General features: G+C 68.3%; 13 protein-coding genes. 7 read left to right on the plus strand and 6 right to left on the minus strand.

Translation table 11 applies throughout. From position 1 onward, the window contains the following. Positions 1-182: 182 nt before the first annotated feature. Complete coding sequence (locus IT306_08110; protein MCC7368371.1) at positions 183-2387, minus strand: protein kinase; 2205 nt, start codon at positions 2385-2387, stop codon at positions 183-185. A 262-nt stretch (positions 2388-2649) separates the two neighbouring features. On the opposite strand from IT306_08110, the gene selD reads away from it, so the two are divergent. The 6 genes from selD to IT306_08140 all read left to right on the plus strand — a co-directional run bounded on the left by selD (position 2650) and on the right by IT306_08140 (position 8752). Next, entirely contained in the window at positions 2650-3702 is a 1053-nt protein-coding gene (gene selD / locus IT306_08115; GenBank protein MCC7368372.1) for a selenide, water dikinase SelD, read from the plus strand. A 230-nt stretch (positions 3703-3932) separates the two neighbouring features. Continuing rightward, positions 3933-4709 carry a hypothetical protein gene (locus tag IT306_08120; protein MCC7368373.1) on the plus strand — a complete coding sequence of 259 codons (777 nt, stop codon included), beginning with the start codon at positions 3933-3935 and terminating at the stop codon, positions 4707-4709. 148 nt (positions 4710-4857) lie between these two features. Then, complete coding sequence (locus IT306_08125; GenBank protein MCC7368374.1) at positions 4858-5349, plus strand: VOC family protein; 492 nt, start codon at positions 4858-4860, stop codon at positions 5347-5349. Positions 5350-5572: 223 nt separating this feature from the next. Further along, on the plus strand, positions 5573-6517 hold the full coding sequence (gene argF, locus IT306_08130) for an ornithine carbamoyltransferase (GenBank protein ID MCC7368375.1): 945 nt from the start codon (positions 5573-5575) through the stop codon (positions 6515-6517). Positions 6518-6562: 45 nt separating this feature from the next. Beyond that, entirely contained in the window at positions 6563-7441 is an 879-nt protein-coding gene (locus IT306_08135) for a TIGR00159 family protein (protein MCC7368376.1), read from the plus strand. Between the two features lie 3 nt (positions 7442-7444). Beyond that, on the plus strand, positions 7445-8752 hold the full coding sequence (locus tag IT306_08140; protein ID MCC7368377.1) for a hypothetical protein: 1308 nt from the start codon (positions 7445-7447) through the stop codon (positions 8750-8752). A 15-nt stretch (positions 8753-8767) separates the two neighbouring features. On the opposite strand, the gene IT306_08145 is transcribed toward IT306_08140, so the two are convergent. Next, complete coding sequence (locus IT306_08145; GenBank protein MCC7368378.1) at positions 8768-9373, minus strand: GNAT family N-acetyltransferase; 606 nt, start codon at positions 9371-9373, stop codon at positions 8768-8770. Positions 9374-9584: 211 nt separating this feature from the next. Between IT306_08145 and IT306_08150 the strand changes: the two genes are divergently transcribed. Next, on the plus strand, positions 9585-9989 hold the full coding sequence (locus IT306_08150; GenBank protein ID MCC7368379.1) for a thioredoxin family protein: 405 nt from the start codon (positions 9585-9587) through the stop codon (positions 9987-9989). A 65-nt stretch (positions 9990-10054) separates the two neighbouring features. Here IT306_08150 and IT306_08155 read toward each other — a convergent pair whose 3' ends face one another. From IT306_08155 to IT306_08170, 4 genes are all read right to left on the minus strand, one after another. Beyond that, a complete protein-coding gene (locus IT306_08155; GenBank protein ID MCC7368380.1) occupies positions 10055-12610 on the minus strand; it encodes a nitrate- and nitrite sensing domain-containing protein in 2556 nt (851 codons plus the stop codon). Between the two features lie 208 nt (positions 12611-12818). Continuing rightward, positions 12819-14183, minus strand: a complete 1365-nt coding sequence (locus IT306_08160; protein MCC7368381.1) for an aspartate aminotransferase family protein — start codon at positions 14181-14183, stop codon at positions 12819-12821. Between the two features lie 115 nt (positions 14184-14298). Next, the gene (locus tag IT306_08165; protein MCC7368382.1) at positions 14299-15141 is read right to left on the minus strand and encodes a carbohydrate ABC transporter permease; all 843 of its coding nucleotides are present in this window, start codon (positions 15139-15141) and stop codon (positions 14299-14301) included. A gap of 41 nt (positions 15142-15182) precedes the next feature. After that, entirely contained in the window at positions 15183-16151 is a 969-nt protein-coding gene (locus IT306_08170; GenBank protein ID MCC7368383.1) for a sugar ABC transporter permease, read from the minus strand. Positions 16152-16340: the final 189 nt, after the last annotated feature.

The raw sequence follows: 16340 nt of genomic DNA on the forward strand, positions 1-16340 counted from the left end.
CGTCATTCAGTCGCTGCGCGACGGCCGTCAGGAACGGCCGGCACTGGTGCGACTGGAGCGTCGCGCAGCGACTGAATGACGGTAGGCGGGGCTTTCAAGCTCCGACGAGGCGGCACGACGACATCAACATGCAATCGCCCTGGGGAGAGGACACGAGGGCTCGCACGCGACCGAAATCGATGCTAGACCGGCGAGCCGGACGGACGGAACGGCTGCTGCGGCTGGGGTTGTGGCTGCGGTTGAGGCTGGTACGGCTGCGGCTGCGGTCGGGGCTGCTGCGGCTGGGGTTGTGGCTGTGGCCGTGGCGTCGGCGTGTAGGTCGCCAGCCGCTTCTGCGCCTCGCCGCCGTCCGGCAGCACGTCGAGCGCCCGCATCAGGATCGGGAATGCGCCGTCACGGTTGCCGGCCGTCAGCAGGTTGTCGGCCTTGCCGAGCAGCAGGGCGTACAGCTTCTGGCGCGTGTCCTTGAAGTTGGCGTCCAGCACCATATTCTCTTCCAGGGCCTTGATCCCCGCGTCATCGTCCTTGCCCCAGTTCGCTTCCATGATGGCGTAGTTCTTGGTGAGCACCACGCGCTTCTGGCCGTCGAGGGCTTCCTTGTCGTTCGGGGCGAGCTTCAGCGCCTCGGCGAACTGGGCATAGCTCTCGTCGAGCTTGTTCTGCTCGAGGAGCTGGCTCCCGTAGAGGATGTGGGTCTGCGCCAGCGTCTGATCCACCAGCGCCGCCGTGGCCTTGTCGTTCTTGACGACGGGATCGTCCCGAAGCGCGCGCAACTCGGCAATCGCCTTCGGGAGGTCGCCGCCGGCAACCGCACCCTGGGCCGCCGTCACCCGTGCCATCGCGTCAGGAGTGGGTGGCGGGGCCGGCGTGCTGGTGGCGGCCGGGGCCGTGGGCTTCTCGGCCGGCTTCTCCGTTGGCTTCGCGGCGGGCGCTGCGGTGGGCGCATCAGCGGGCTTGGCGGCAACAGCCTGGGCCGTCGTCGGCGTGAGCCCCGGCTGAGCCGCTGGCGCGGTCGTCGATGTCGCGCCGGCCGCCGGCTTCGCGGCGACGGCGGTGGGCGTTGCCGTGGTCGCGCTGGACCCGCCGATCAGCCCCGATTGCAGCAGCACGAAGCCGCCGACGACCACCAGCGCGAGCGCCGCGATGATCGGTCCGAGAATCACGAGCGGCGAGCGCTTCGGCGGCAGGCTGACAGTGCCGGCGACATGCATCGGGCCGGGCTGGTACGGCCCGCTGCGCGCGGAGATCGGCGGTGGCGTCAGGGTGCTGGTGCTGTTGCCTCGGGCTGGCCCGGCCCAGCCAGGAGCCGGCTGACCCTGCGGACCCCAGCCTCCCGGCTGGACGGCCGGCCCGCCAGGAGGCATCCCCTGACCCGGCGGCGTACCCTGCCCTGGCGGCATCCCGGGACCGCGCGGCTGCCGCGGCACCGGCGTGCCGGGCATCGGGATGGGTGTGCCGGGCGTCGGGCCTGCTGGCATCGGTGTCCGGCTTCGTCCGGCGTTGGGATCGAAGACGGTCTGCGCGCCCGTCGCGCCGAATGCCGGCCCGGGGTCTGGCCGTGGCGGCTGCACGGGCTGCGCCAGGGCCGCCTTCGCGGCGCTGACCAGCTCCTGGGCGCTGCCGTAGCGGTCGGCCGGATTCTTGGCCAGCGCCTTGACCACCACGTCGCTCAGGGTGCGCGGCAGATCGGGCCGGATCTGGTGGAGCGGCGGCGGCGGCTCGTGGACGTGCAGATAGAGCAGCGACGGTGTGCTGGCCGCGCTGAACGGCGGTCGGCCTCCGAGCGCTTCGTACATCAGGACGCCCATCGCGTAGATGTCGGAGCGCTTGTCGACCGGGTCGCCGCGCGCCTGCTCCGGCGACATGTACTCGGGAGTCCCGATCACCATGTGTGTCGCGGTGAGCTGGCTCGATTCGCCAGCGCGGGCGATGCCGAAGTCTGTCAGCGTCAGCACGTCGCCCGGCTCGACCATCACGTTGGCGGGCTTGATGTCGCGGTGCAGCACGCCGCGCGAGTGCGCGAAGTCGAGCGCGGCGGCGACCTGGTCGAGCATACGCATCGCTCGGTTCGGCTCCAGCGGACCCTCGCGCCGCAACAACTGCCCGAGGTTCTCGCCGTCGATGAAGCGCATGGCGATGTAGTAGACGCCGTCCGCCTCGCCCACGTCGTAGATCGTCACGACGTGGGCGTGGTGCAGGTTCGCCGCGATCCGCGCCTCTTGCTGAAACCGCTGGACGATGACCTCGTCGGCGGCCAACGATGGCTGCAGGATCTTGATGGCGACGAGCCGCCCGAGGCCCGCCTGCTCGGCCTTGAACACCGAGGCCATGCCGCCCCGGCCAAGCTGACTGAGAATCTTGTAGTGGCCGAGCTGTGTGCCGATCACGCCACGTCTCCAACCGCTGTGAAGCTCGTCCCCTGGCGCTGTGGCGAGCCCGGCTTCGGACCTACCAGATCGTTCCAAGACGTGAGGCGATCATACCAGTGGCGCGGGGGTCGTACAAGATGACGATGCGCCCCTGCTGGCGGTTCCTCGCAGGGATGTTCGGTTGGGAACACTCCGCCAACGCGCCAAACTCGCGAGCCGACAGGCTGACGGCCCGAACGCCCATAATGAGCAGCAGCCAGGACGAAAGGGGGTAGCGACGATGGATCTGGACCCGTCCATTCGGCTGACTGGTTTCAGTCACGGCGCTGGTTGAGCGTGCAAGCTCAGCCCGTCTGAGCTGGCGCAGGTTCTGCGTCACCTGCCCCCGGTGATCGACCCGAGCGTGCTGGTGGGTGCGGCCACCTCTGACGACGCTGCCGTATACCGCCTCGGCGACGATCTCGCGCTCGTTGCCACGCTCGACTTCATCACGCCCGTCGTCGAGGATCCTGAGGCGTTCGGCGCGGTCGCCGCTACCAACGCCATCAGCGATGTGTACGCGATGGGCGGGCGGCCGATCTTTGCCCTGAACGTGGTCAATTTCCCACGCGGCGCGCTGCCGCTGCACTACCTGGAGGCCATCCTGCGCGGCGGCTCGGCCAAGGCGACGGAGGCCGGCATCCCGATCCTCGGCGGGCACAGCGTGGACGATCCCGAGCTGAAGTACGGCATGGTCGTGCTTGGCACGGTCCACCCTGACCGGATCGTGCGGAACGCCGGCGCGCAGCTGGGTGACCAGCTAGTGTTGACGAAGCCGCTCGGCATTGGCGTCATCACCACGGCGATCAAGGCGCAAGTCGCCGACGACGAGATCGTCGCGCGGGCGCTGGAGGTCATGACGACTTTGAATCGCTCGGCCTCCGAAGCGATGCTGGCGGTCGGCGTGCATGGGGCAACGGACATCACCGGGTTCGGGCTGCTCGGGCACCTGGCTGAGATGGTGCGCGGCAGCGGCGCCGGAGCGCGAGTCTGGGCGCGGCAGGTGCCGTTCATCGAGGGGACACGCGCGCTTGCCGAGCGCGGCATCATGCCGGGCGGCAGCCGCCGCAATCTTGAGTCGGTCAGCCCGATGGTCGCGTTCGATCCGTCGCTCTCCGAGCTGGATCACCTGCTGCTGGCCGACGCGCAAACCTCTGGCGGGCTGCTGATCGCCGTTGCGCCGGATCGTCTGGAGGAGTTGCTCGGGCGACTGCGCGCCGCCGGGACGCTGGCGGCCAGCGTCGTCGGCGAGATCACGGATCAGGTCGGCCAGATCGAGGTGCTGGACCGCTGACGCCCCGACCCGGTAGCGGGCTGACGCCCGACGTGACGATTGTGACCGGATCGTGCAGCGGCCCGCGTTGGCCTGCGCCGGGGTCGTGGTCTATAGTTCGGCCCACCATGCCGTACTGCCCACGCACGGCCGGGCTGCGCCTCGAACGGCCCGGTGCACGGCTCGATTCACGGCGACGACCCCCGGCCGGCCCGTCCTCTCGGGACCGGGCGCGGCCCTGACGGACCATCGTGCCCAATCCCTTCGCTCTCATCGACCGCCTGGACTTCGACTTTGATCTGCCGTCGTTGCCGTCGCCGCTGGCACGCGCCGACCGCTGGTTCAACCGCCTGAGCGAGGTTCAGCGGATAGGCGCGGTCCTGGCAATTCTGCTGTTTCTGGCCGCTGCCGCCCTCTACTGCCTGGGCCTGGGCAGCACCGTGGTTCTGAATCGGGCCGAGGCGGCCCTGGCGGCCGAAGAGGCTGAGGCGGCCGAGACTGCCGCGCAGCAGCCCGTGGTCGTGGCGCCGACGCCCGTGCCCGTCGAGCCGACTGTTCCGCCACCGACGGCCCTGCCCACAAGCGTGCCGACGCGCGCCGCCGCCAGACCGACGCAGGTCGCCGACTTCCCGACGCCGATCCCGGCCCAGCTCTTGCCCACCATCCCGCTCCAGCCGCAGCCACAGCAGCGCGCTGTGGCCCCGGCCGAGCAGCCGGCCCGGCCGCGCCTGGTTGCGCCGCAGGAGCCGCCAACGCCCACCCCGCCGATCCGCGCTGCCGCGCCGACGGGCACGCGCGCACCGGCTGCCGTCGCCACGGCCGGTACGGGGATCGTTCGCGGTGTGACGCCGACCGCCGCGCCGCGCAACGTCTTCGCGACGCCAGCCATCGCTCCTACGGCCGCCCGTCCCGTCGCCACCACCGTACCGGCCGCCAAGCCCGCCGCCACCACGGCCCCAGCCGCCAAGCCGGGCAACACGCTCTTTCCGAATCCGACGCCGACGCCGCGCACCAGCACGACGCGGTAGCGATCTCTGCTTCCCTGCGGAGCTGAGACGACGCCGTGACGGCGATCCTGTAGCTGCATCCGAACATCTGTACTATGCTGGCCTCTGCCGCCTGACCGGCGGACGACGCGGAGAGGCAACAGCTATGACCATGACCAGCGAGCGCGTGATGCAGGCCGTCGCGCCGATCCCGGCCGGCTTCTCGACGATCACGCCATCTCTGGTGGTCGACGACGCGCCGGCTGCCATTGCCTTCTACGAGCGCGCCTTTGGGGCGGTCGAGATCGACCGTGCGCCTGGCACCGATGGCAAGATCATGCACGCGACCATTCAGATCGGCGACTCTCGCCTGATGCTGAACGACGAGTTCCCCGACTGGCAGATCTTCGGCCCGAAGAAGTTCGGCGGCTCGCCGCAGTCCATCCACCTGTACGTCGCGGATGCCGACGCCATGTGGGAGCGGGCCGTCGCGGCCGGCGCAACGCCGCGCATGCCCGTCGCCGACACGTTCTGGGGTGACCGCTACGGGCAGCTCGTCGATCCGTACGGGCATGTGTGGAGTATCGCCACCCATCAGCGCGACGTGACCGACGAGGAGATCCAGCAGGCGATGCAGGCGATGGCCGAGCAGGGGGGCTGTGGCGCTCCCGCCACCGAGTAGCCGCCGCTGAATCGTGCTCGGGTGGCCGCTGCAGGATGCCCTGGTGGCCACCTGAGCAACGCCCGCCCGGTCCGCCGCGCCACGACGGAATCGTCAGGGTTGCCGTCGGACACCGTGCTATACTCGGCTCATCGGACGCCGCCGTCGACCTGTGGTCTCAGGGCGTTCCGCCGCCGTCACCGCAAGGCGGTTGCGCGGCGCCAGCGTCCACGAGGTAGAGCAGGTGTATCCGAAGCATTTTGTCGGCATCGCCGATCTCGACCGTTCGCGACTGCACGCAGTCCTCGAACGGGCGGCTCGCTTGAAGCACGATCTGAAGGTCGGCCGACCGCATCCGCTGCTGCCGGGCAAAGTCGCGGCGCTGATCTTCCAGAAGCCATCGCTTCGGACACGCGTCTCCTTCGAGGTCGGGATGGGCCAGCTTGGCGGCCGAGGCCTTTACCTCTCGCCGGCCGAGGTCGGGCTGGGGCAGCGTGAATCCCCGGCCGACGTCGCGCGCGTATTGTCGAGGATGGTGCAGACAATCGTCGCTCGGACGTACAAGCACGACGACATCGTGGCGCTTGCCGAGAACGCGACGATCCCAGTCGTGAATGCGCTCTCCGATCTGGAGCATCCGTGCCAGGCGTTGGCCGATCTCCAGACGATGGCCGAGACGTTCGGCAAACTCCAGGGGCTGACGCTCGCCTACGTTGGCGACGGGAACAACGTCACACACTCGCTGATGCTGGCCGCGCCGCAGTTCGGCGTCAACGTGCGGATCGCGACGCCGCCGGTCTACCGGCCGTCCGCGGAGGTCACGCGACAGGCCGAGGCCCTGGCCGAAGAGGATGGCACCGAGATCTCGGTGATGGACGACCCGTACGCCGCCGTCCGAGGCGCGGACGTCATCTACACCGACACCTGGTACAGCATGGGCCAGGAAGAGGAGGCCGCCGAGCGCCGCCCCATCTTCCGAGAGTACCAGGTCAACGACGACCTGCTCCGCGCCGCTGGCCCGAACACGAAGGTGCTCCACTGCCTGCCGGCCCATCGCGGCGACGAGATCACCGACGCGGTCATCGATGGTCCGGCCTCACTGGTCTACGATCAGGCAGAGAACCGGCTGCACGCGCAGAAGGCGCTGCTGGTTGAGCTGCTTGGCGCGCCGCCGGGCGCTGAGGAGTAGCTCGCGGTGCAGGGACTCCTCGATGCCGTCGTCACAGCCGTTGCGCTGCTGGAGTGGCGCAGCGTCGTCGATATCCTTGTCGTCGGCCTGATCGTCTACTGGCTGCTGACGCTGATCCAGGGCACCACCGCGAACATGGTGGTGCGCGGCATCGTCACCTTGCTGATCGTCGTCACCATCCTGGCCTGGGCGCTGAATCTGACGATGCTGAACTGGCTGCTCAGGAACAGCATCCCGGCCCTGATCGTCGTGATCCCGATCCTCTTCCAACCCGAGCTGAGGCGGGCGCTCGAACAGCTTGGGCGGGCCGGCGGACTGCTGCCGCACTCGCCGACGCTCACCGTCTCGGCCCACGTCATCGACGTGGTGTCCATCGCGGCGCGCCGGCTCTCCGAGCGTCGCTGGGGCGCGCTGATCGTGCTGGAGCGCGACACCCGCCTCGGCGAGTACGTCAATACCGGCGTGCCGATTGATGGCACGCTCTCCGTCGAGTTGATGCTGAACGTCTTCTTCCCGAACTCGCCGCTCCACGATGGCGCCGTCATCGTGCAGGGCGAGCGGCTGGGCGCGGCCGGCTGTGTCCTGCCACTGGCCGAGGTGCATGCCAGCCCGATCCACTACGGGACGCGCCACCGGGCGGCTATCGGCATCTCGGAGGTGTCGGACGCGCTGGCGGTGGTCGTGTCGGAGGAGACGGGCCGTATCTCCATCGCCAACAACGGCCATCTCGTGAGCAACCTGGACGAGGAGAAGCTCCGGAAGGTGCTGGGCATCCTCTACCGACCGCCCGGCGGCGACCAGTTGCCCTGGCAGCGCGGTCGCAACGGCCCATCTTCGAACGGGCCATCGTCCCACGACCCAAAGGTTGACGGGCCGCAAGGCCGTGGCGGCCCACCGGTCGACGATCCCCGCGTGAAGGTCTAGCCATTGGCGACTGCCAGCGCGTCCCCGGCCTCGCGGTTGCGGCTGCGGCTCGACGTTGGTCGGGCGCTGATCGCGCTCGGGCTGGCCTGTGCGCTGTGGATCGTCGTGCAGAACGAACAGAACCCCGAGCGGACGGACATCCCGGCGCTGGCGATCCCCGTCGAGGTGGTCAGCGCGCCGAGTGGGCTGGTCGTCGTCAGTGAGCAGCCACAGATCCAGGTCCGCGTCCGTATGCCGAACGAGTCGTGGAGCCTGTTGCGGCCCGGCAGCTTCCGTGCGACCGCCGACGCCTCGAACGCCAGCCCCGGGGTCAACGAGATCCCGGTCCGTGTCGAGGCCCTCGAGCCCCGTGTGCGGCAAGTCGATCCGGTCCCGCCGCTGGTCAACGTCGTCGTCGAGGAGGTCACCGAGCGGATCATGCCGGTCCGGCTCAACATCCTCGGCAACGTGCCGTTTGGCTACGCCTACTCAACGCCGCGCATCGCCCCCGAGAACGTGACGGTATCCGGAGCGTCCAGCGCGGTGCAGCGGGTTGACGCGGTGTTGGTCGATATCCGTCTGGACGGCCTGACGGTCAGCCTGAACGCAACCTACGCGCCGCGCCCGCTCGACGCGCGCGGCGCGGAGGTGCGCGCCGTCCGGGTGAACCCCTCGACGGTCAACGTCGAGGTGCCGGTGGCGCAGCAGGTGGGCTACAAGGAAGTCGGCGTGCGGCCGGTGGTGCGGGGCCGGGTGGCGGCCGGCTACCTGCTCCAGCCCATCGAGGTCGAGCCGTCGACGGTCACGGTGGTCGGGTCCCCGGCGGCGCTCGCCAACGTCAGTTTCGTGGATACCGAGCCGGTCGACGTCTCGAACCTGTCGAACAGCGTCGTGCGCCGCGTTCAGGTGGTCCCGCCGACCGGCCTGACGCTCTTGCAGCCACAGCCGGTCTCCCTGACGATCCGCGTGACCTCGCTGACGGTCTCACAGACGCTGCGCGTGGTCCCGAGCATTCAGGGGTTGGGCGCAGGGCTCGAGATCGCTGGCGACATCCCGCCCATCGATGTGACGATCAATGGTCCGGCCCCGACGCTTCAGCAGTTGACGCCACGCGATTTCCGGGTCGCCCTGGAGCTGAACGGCCTGGGGGTAGGACGACACGAGCTTGAGCCACGCGTGGCTGTGCCGCAGGGCTTCACGCTGGAGCGGGTCGAGCCGGCCCGCGCAACGATCGCGATCCGCGCTGCCCCCACGCCGATCCCCTCTCCGACGCCCATCCTCGCGCCGACGCCCGTCGCCGAGGCGCAGCCGGCCGCCCCGACGACACCGTAGCGGAGGACGTGCCGCTCAGGCTGGCGGCGTTGCCCATTCCAGTGAGGCGTACTCCTCGGGCAGCAGTGCGAAGACGTGGAGATCGGCCGGCTCGCCGTCCGGGGCCGGCAGCGCCCGCCGCAGCGTCCCTTCGAGCACGAAGCCGAGGCGTTCGGCCACCCGACGGCTGCGGGTGTTGCGGGTGTCCATCCTGATCTCGACCCGGTTCGCGTCCAGCTCGTCGAAGGCGAAGCGGGTCAGCAACTGAACGGTCTCGCGGACGTATCCGTTGCCCTCAGCGTCCTGTCGCACCCAGTAGCCGATCTCGAACAGTCGGAACGGCCAGTTCAGGCGGTGAATGCCGCTGCCCCCGACGACGTGCCGCGTCTTGCGATCCACAATCGCCATCGCCAGGTCTTCGCGCAGCAACCAGCGAGCGTGTGCGCGGCGCGTGTAGTCGATGGCATCATCAGGGTTGCGGTAGGCATCGACCCAGGGCATCCACGGCCCGAGGTGGTCCCGCGAGTTGTCGATGGCGTCCCAGAGCATGCGGCTGTCGGCGTCCGTCCACGGACGCACGATCACGCGCTCACCTACAAGCTGCTCGGGCAGATCCACCAGTATTGGCGGCAAGTCGTCCATCGGCTGTCCTCGTGCGCGCGGCCTGAATTCGGCTCGGCAAGTGGCCGCTCTTGTTCGATCATGCCATGCCACACGGGCGCTCAGGAATCATCTTGCCGACAGATTCCCGGTTCGGAATATGCCGTCCGGCCCGAACGTTGGACCGGGTAGAACATCCAGGAGCGGCGCGCTGGGCCGATCCAGCCGACCGATCTCCCCGAGAGGACCGATCATGAAGGACTTCGCGAAGCTGGTGACCTATGCTCGCGAGGAGCTGGGCGCCGTCCACGAGTACGAGCGGTACCGCCCGAATCACTTCACCCTGCGCCGTATTGCTGAGCTGCTCCCGAGCGCCCACGTCGAGATCGTCGGGGCGTCCTGGTGCAAGGACTGCAAGCGCGAGGTTCCGCGCTTCGCCGCGATCGCCGAGCGGCTGCACGGCTGGACTGTCGAGCTGCTGGGCGACGACCGGGCGACGCGTGAGCGACTGGCGATCGAGCGCATCCCGACGTTCATCGTGCGGGCCGCCGCCGGCGGCAAGGAGCTGGGACGGATCGTCGAGTCGCCGGCCGGCGCGTCGCTCGAAGACGATCTGCTGGCCATCGCGGAGGCCCACCCCAGCCAGATTCTGGCCTGACGCTGAGACGGAGGCCCTCACCCGGGGGTGAGGGCCTTCCAGGATCTGGGGAGTGAGGGCCTTTCCTACGCCGACCGGCGCACCGGGCGTCGCTCAGAGGTCGCCGCGGCGCTCTGGTGGCCGTCGAGCCGGAAGCCGGCCACCAGCTCCCGCAGCTCGGCGGCTGACTCCGCGAGCTTCTGGGACTGCATGCTGCCGACTTGAATCTGCGTCGCCATCTCTTCGGCGGTCGCCGAGACTTCCTCGGCCGCCGCGCTGCTCTCCTCCGAGACGGCCGCGATGGACTCCACCGACGCATTGACCTCGTGGCTCTGGCCGACCATCAGGTTGGCCGCTGAGAGGCAGGCCTCAGCGCCGTCGTTGACCCGCACAATCGCTTCAGCCGCGGACCGTGAGCTGGCGTCCAGCGCCTCGGCGGCCGACGAGATGTCGGCGATGTGCGACGAGCTTGAGGCAACTACCCGCTCGATCTGTGAGAAGGCCAGCCGCGCCTGATCGACGCGCTCGACGCCGGCGTCGATGGTCCCCTCGCCGGAGGCCATCGCCTGGACGGCCTGCCGCGTGCCTTGCTGGATCTCGTGGACGAACGTACCGATGGCCTGCGTCTCGCGGCGCGACCGCTCGGCCAGCTTGCGGACCTCGTCCGCGACGATGGCGAAACCGCGTCCTTGCTCGCCCGCGCGGGCCGCTTCGATGGCGGCGTTCAGGGCGAGGAGATTGGTCTGCTCGGCGATGTCTTCAATGGTCTCCACAACCGTCTCGATGCGCTCGCCGAGCTGCCCGAGCAGCTCGACGTGGTGAGCCGTCTGATCGTGTACGGCACGGATGTTCGCCATCGCCTGCGCGATCTCGCGGACGGCCTCGCCGCCGTGGCCCAGGGACACCACCGTCTGCTGGCTGTCCTCGCTGATGCTGTGGGCCATGTCGCCCACGCGGTGGGCATGCTCGGCGATCTGCACGGTGGCCGCAGTCACCGTATGGATCGCCTGCGCCTGGGCCGAGGTGGCGTCGTTCACGCTCTCGACGGTGTCCGACAGTCCGTTGAGGGCGGCGCTGGCCGTCTGGGTGGAGCGGCTCGTCTCGACGCTGCCCTCGGCGATGTTCTGCATGGCCACGGCGACTTGATGGATCGCGTGGCTGGACTGCTCGGATGCGTCGCCCAGGTGGTGGCTGGCCGTCGCCACCTCTTCTGCCGTGCGGCGGATCTCGGCGATGATGCCGGTCAGGTCGTGGCGGGCCTGCTCGAAGCTCTCCATCGTCTCGGACATGCGGTCGTGCAGGCTGTTCGCCGTGGCCGCCATCTGGCCCAGCTCGTCGCGCGATGTGGCCGCCAGCCGCGCCAGGGTCGGCTGGTCCCGCTCGGTCAGGTCACCCGTGGCGAGCCGGTGGAGCGCCCCGGCCAGCCAGCTCGCACTCTGGTCGGCCAGCTCGGTGAGCTGCCTCTGCACGTCGTGGACGGCGTTGCGGACATTGGAGCCAATAGTGTGGACGAACGCCAGGGTGACGGCCAGCAGCACGAGCCCGATCACCGCCAACTGCACCAGGCTCGACAAGGCGTCGCGCTCGAGGCTCGCGGCGTGGTTCAGGAGGTCGGTCGCCAGTCCGTCTTCAACCACCTTGAACAGGTCGATGCGGGCCGTGCTGGCAGCAAACCAGCGCTGCGGATCGACGCCCCCCAACGACGGCTCGAACGCCCGCGACATCGCCTGCGTCCGCAGCTTCGCGACTTCGTCCACGTCCGGACCGACGACCTTCGCCGCCAGCAACTGGCGGTGCGCCGGCGTGGCATAGGTCTGGTAGAGCTTCAGGTAGAGGTTGTGGCTGGTCGAGACCGCCACGGCGCGCTCGAGGAATCCGTCCAGAAAGCGATCCGCCGCGAAGGCGTTGTTGAGGGTGGCGCGCTCGATGCCGGCCTGCTCCTTGGCCCGCATGAAACTGGTGAACGCCAGCAATTGCTGAGCGATCTCCGGTTCGGTGATGCCCTCCGCGCCGTTCGAGAGCGTCGCCAGCATCTGCTCGATCAGGTTGGTGTAGTAGTTCAGCGCATCGCCCGCCGGGATGTTCATGCCGTCCACGGCGGCTCGGTGGGCCTTGAGGCCATCGATCTGCGTCAGCGACTGGCGAAGCCCCTCGTCAAAGCGCTGGTTGCTCTTGGCGATGGCGGTGATGGCGGGCGCGCTTCGGAACTCCCCGATGCGCTGATCGACGGTCGCGCGCTGCGCGGCCAGCTCGGCGCGGAAGTTGGCGCCCTTGCTGCCCAGGAAGCCGCTGGTCATGCCACGCTCGCGCTGCAGCTCGTGGACGACGGGACTCACACTGACCGCGAACTGCGCGACCTGCTGGACAGATCGCATCTCCTGCACAAGCTGGACGCGCGCGACCAGGGCTACGATCAACAGGCCGATGAATCCGAGCAGCGGGGCCGCGACCATCAGCGAGAGTTTGGTGCGGATGCCACGATTGGCGAGCAGGCGCATATCGAATACTCCCAGCGAAAAGCGATCGACCAGCGTGGGAGCGCGCTGGGACATATGTCTCAGCGCGTTCCCCACAGCAGAGACCTGGGCCGACCGCCGAATCGTCGGCCCGAGACGCGCATTGGGAGGCTGATCGACCGCCACCGAATCGGCCGCTCGCAATCGTGCTCTGAAGAGTCCGAACGATGGCCCCGCAAGTGGCGTGATGGCTCTTGCCCGTGCGAACGGAAATCTGACGCTACCCTGACAGGAGAAGCGAATCCGTGCGCGGTGGCGCTGCGAACGGCACGAAAACGGGTTGGGCATCGCCGATGCCCAACCCGTGCTGGATCTTGCTCCGCGGAGTGGCCGTCTACTGCCTGGGCAGCAGTTCCGCGACCTCGGCTAGCGACTGGTCGAGGATGTCGCACATCTCGTCGATGTCGGCGGGCGTCGAGACCAGCGGCGGCGAGAACGCCACGTAGTCGGTCGCCGTGCGGAAGATCAGACCGCGCTCGCGGGCCGCACGCTCGATCATCTTCCCCGGCTTCACATCCGGAGTGTACGGGCGGCGCGTGTCACGGTCCGCCACGATCTCGACGCCCTGGAGCAGGCCGGCCCCGCGCACCTCGCCGATCATCGGGTAGGTGGCGCGCATCGCCTCCAGACGCTCGCGCATCCGCAGGCCCATCTGGCGGGCGTGCTCCACGAGGTTCTCTTCCTTGATCTGGCGGATCGCCGCCAGTCCGGCCGCACAGGCGACCGGGTTGCCGCCGAACGTGTGGCCGTGGTGAAACTCGACGCGGTCCTCAAGCTTGCCCAGGAACTCGCGGTTGACCTTCTCCTGAATCAGCACGGCGGCCAGCGGCGCGTAGCCACTGGACATCCCCTTGCCGCAGGCGATCAGGTCCGGCACCACGCCGTAGTAGTCGGCCCCGAAGTTGGTTCCCAGCCGACCGAAGCCGGTGATGATCTCGTCGAAGATCAGCAGGATGTCGTAGCGGTCGCAGTACTCGCGGAGCATCTTGAAGAAGGACGGCGGCGGTACGACGAAGCCGGCCGACGAGATCGAGATCGGCTCCATGATGATGGCAGCCACCGTCTCGGGATCCTCGGCGAGGATCGTCCGTTCGACGATGTCCGCGCAGACGGTGCCGCAGTTCTCCGGTCCGGGGTAGCCGTACGGGCAGCGGAAGCAGTACGGCGGGTGGACGTGGAGCATGTGGCCGAGCAGCGGCTCGAAGACCGACTTGCGCTCCCAGCCGCCGCCGGCCGAGAGCGCGCCCATCGTCGCGCCGTGGTAGGCGCCGTACTTGGCGACGATCTTGTACTTGCGGGCGTTCCCACGGTTGACGTGGTACTGGCGGGCCAGCTTCATCGCGGCCTCGGTGGCCTCGGAGCCACCCGAGACGAACTTGACGGCGCTGACTCCCGGCGGCGCGAACTCGATCAGCTCCTTTGCCAGCTCGATGGCCTGCGGGTTGGTGCCGTGCAGCGGCGGCGCGAACGCAATCGATTTGAGTTGCTCGGTGACGGCGTCGATGATCCGCTGGTTGCCGTGCCCCAGACTGACGGTGAAGACGCCGGCCAGCCCGTCGATGTACTCGCGGCCGTCCGTGGAGCGTAAGCGAATACCGCTCGCCTCCTGAATGACGAAGGGGTCTTTGGCGAACTCCTCCATCTGCATGAAGTCGAGCACGAGATTCATCACGTCGGAGCGGGCGGGAGTGTCGACCATCGGCATACCGTCCTTGGAAGGATGACTGACGGAGCGCCCGAACAGGCGCGTCCGCACGTCATTGTCAGATGTCGACAGAGTGTACGACGCCCCCTGGCCGGGCGCAACGGAGCGGCTATCCCTTGACCGCGCCCGCCGTCAGGCCGGCCGCGTACTGATCCACGAAGAACGAGTAGATCAACGCGACCGGGATCGAGCCGCACAGCGCGCCCGCCATCAGCGGTCCCCAGAAGTAGAAGTCGGCGCGGGTGAGCTGTACCAGCACACCCGTCGGGATGGTCCGCTCCTGGCTCGACGTAATCAACGTCAGCGCGTAGATGAACTCGTTCCAGGAGAGCGTGAAACAGAAGATCCCCGCCGACACGATCCCCGGCGCGGCCAGCGGGAAGGCGATGCGGATCATCGCCATGATGCGGCTGGCCCCGTCGATGCGGGCGCACTCCTCCAGCTCACCGGGGATCGTCTTGAAGTAGCCCGACATCAGCCAGGTCGTGAACGGCAGCAGGAAGGTCGGGTAGACCACCACCAGCCCGACGATGGTGTCGAGCAGGTTGAGCACCTTCATCACCTGGACCATCGGGATGAAGAGCAGGGTGGTCGGCACGAGGTAGGTCGTGAAGACGCCGAGGCTGATGGTGTCCGCGCCCCGGAAGCGGAGCCGCGCCAGGGCGTAGCCGGCCGGCACCCCGAAGAAGATCGAGATGACGGTGGAGGCAATCGACACGAACATCGTGTTCCAGGCCCAGACGATGAAGTCCGTCTTGAACCAGAGGTACTCGAAGTGCTCCGTCGTCGGCTCGAACACCAGCAACGGGCTGATCGCGCCGTTGTACAGCTCGGAGTTCGGCTTCATCGCCGTGATCAGCATCCAGTAGAACGGCGCAAGCAGGAAGACCAGCACCAGCAGCAGCGGCAGGTACAGCGCCACGAGGCGGTCGACGATGCGCGTGCCCGCCATGCGGCCGGCGCCGTGACCGGGGACGGAACTGGCTACGGTGCTCATGCGCCGCCACTCCTTCGTAGCTGTCGAAGCTGAAAGACGACCAGCAGCAACAGCAACGGCAGCATCGTCAGGGAGATCGCCACGCCTTCGCTGATCTTGCCGCCCTGCATGCCGACCTGGAAGCTGAGCGTCGCCAGCACGTGGGTGCTGTTGACCGGCCCGCCGCGCGTCAGGGCGTAGACCGCCTGGAAGTCGGAGAAGGTCCAGATGATGGACAGCACCAGGGTGATGGTGAGAATCGGGAGGATCAAGGGGAACGTCACGAAGCGGAACCGCTGCCAGCGGCCGGCCCCGTCGATGGCACTCGCCTCGTACAACTCGGCGGGAATGGTCTGAAGACCCGCCAGCAGCGTGATGCCGAAGAACGGGATGGCGCGCCAGGCGTTGATCAGCGCCACGCAGAAGAGCGCCAGATCGGGGTTCGTGAGCCAGGGCAGGCCGGTCCGCATCAGGCCACTGTTGACCAGGATCCAGTTGATGACGCTGAAGTTCGGGGTGAACATCCACTGCCAGGCCATGCCCGAGAGGACCGTCGGCACGATCCACGGCAGCAGGATGGCCGCTCGCACCAGCTTGCGGCCGGGGAACTGCTCGTTGATCAGCAGCGCCACGCCGAAGCCGATGACCACCTTCATCACGGTGGCAGCCGCCGTGAAAACGATCGTGTTTCGGAGCGTCTGGCGGTAGAGGTTGCTGTCCCAAAGGCCCACGATGGTTTGCAGGCCGACGAACTTGCCGTCCGCGCCGATGGTCTTGTCCATGAAGCTGAGCTGGACGGCATACAGCAGCGGGTACGCGACCAGCCCGACCAGGATGATGATGACCGGAGCGACCAGCACGTAGCCGAGGGTCGATTCTCGGTCGAGCGCGGCGGACAGGGCCGCCAGCGGACCGCCGGATGCGGAGTTCGCAACGACGCTCCCGCCGCCAGCAGGCCCGCCAAGGTTGGCGCGGACCGACTGCATGGGATCCTCCTGGTAGGCAGTAGGCAGTAGGCAGTAGGCAGTAGGCAGTAGGCAGTAGGCAGTAGTACTACAACGACGTGCATTATGGTGAAGTAAGGGTGAGTGCGAGGAGATTACGCTGCCGTCTGCGGGCGTGAGATCGTGTGGCGGCGGCGTTGCGCGCCTGGGTCATGGCAAGCCACTCCAGCA

It is taken from the genome of Chloroflexota bacterium (assembly GCA_020850535.1).
GTDB lineage: Bacteria > Chloroflexota > UBA6077 > UBA6077 > JACCZL01 > JADZEM01.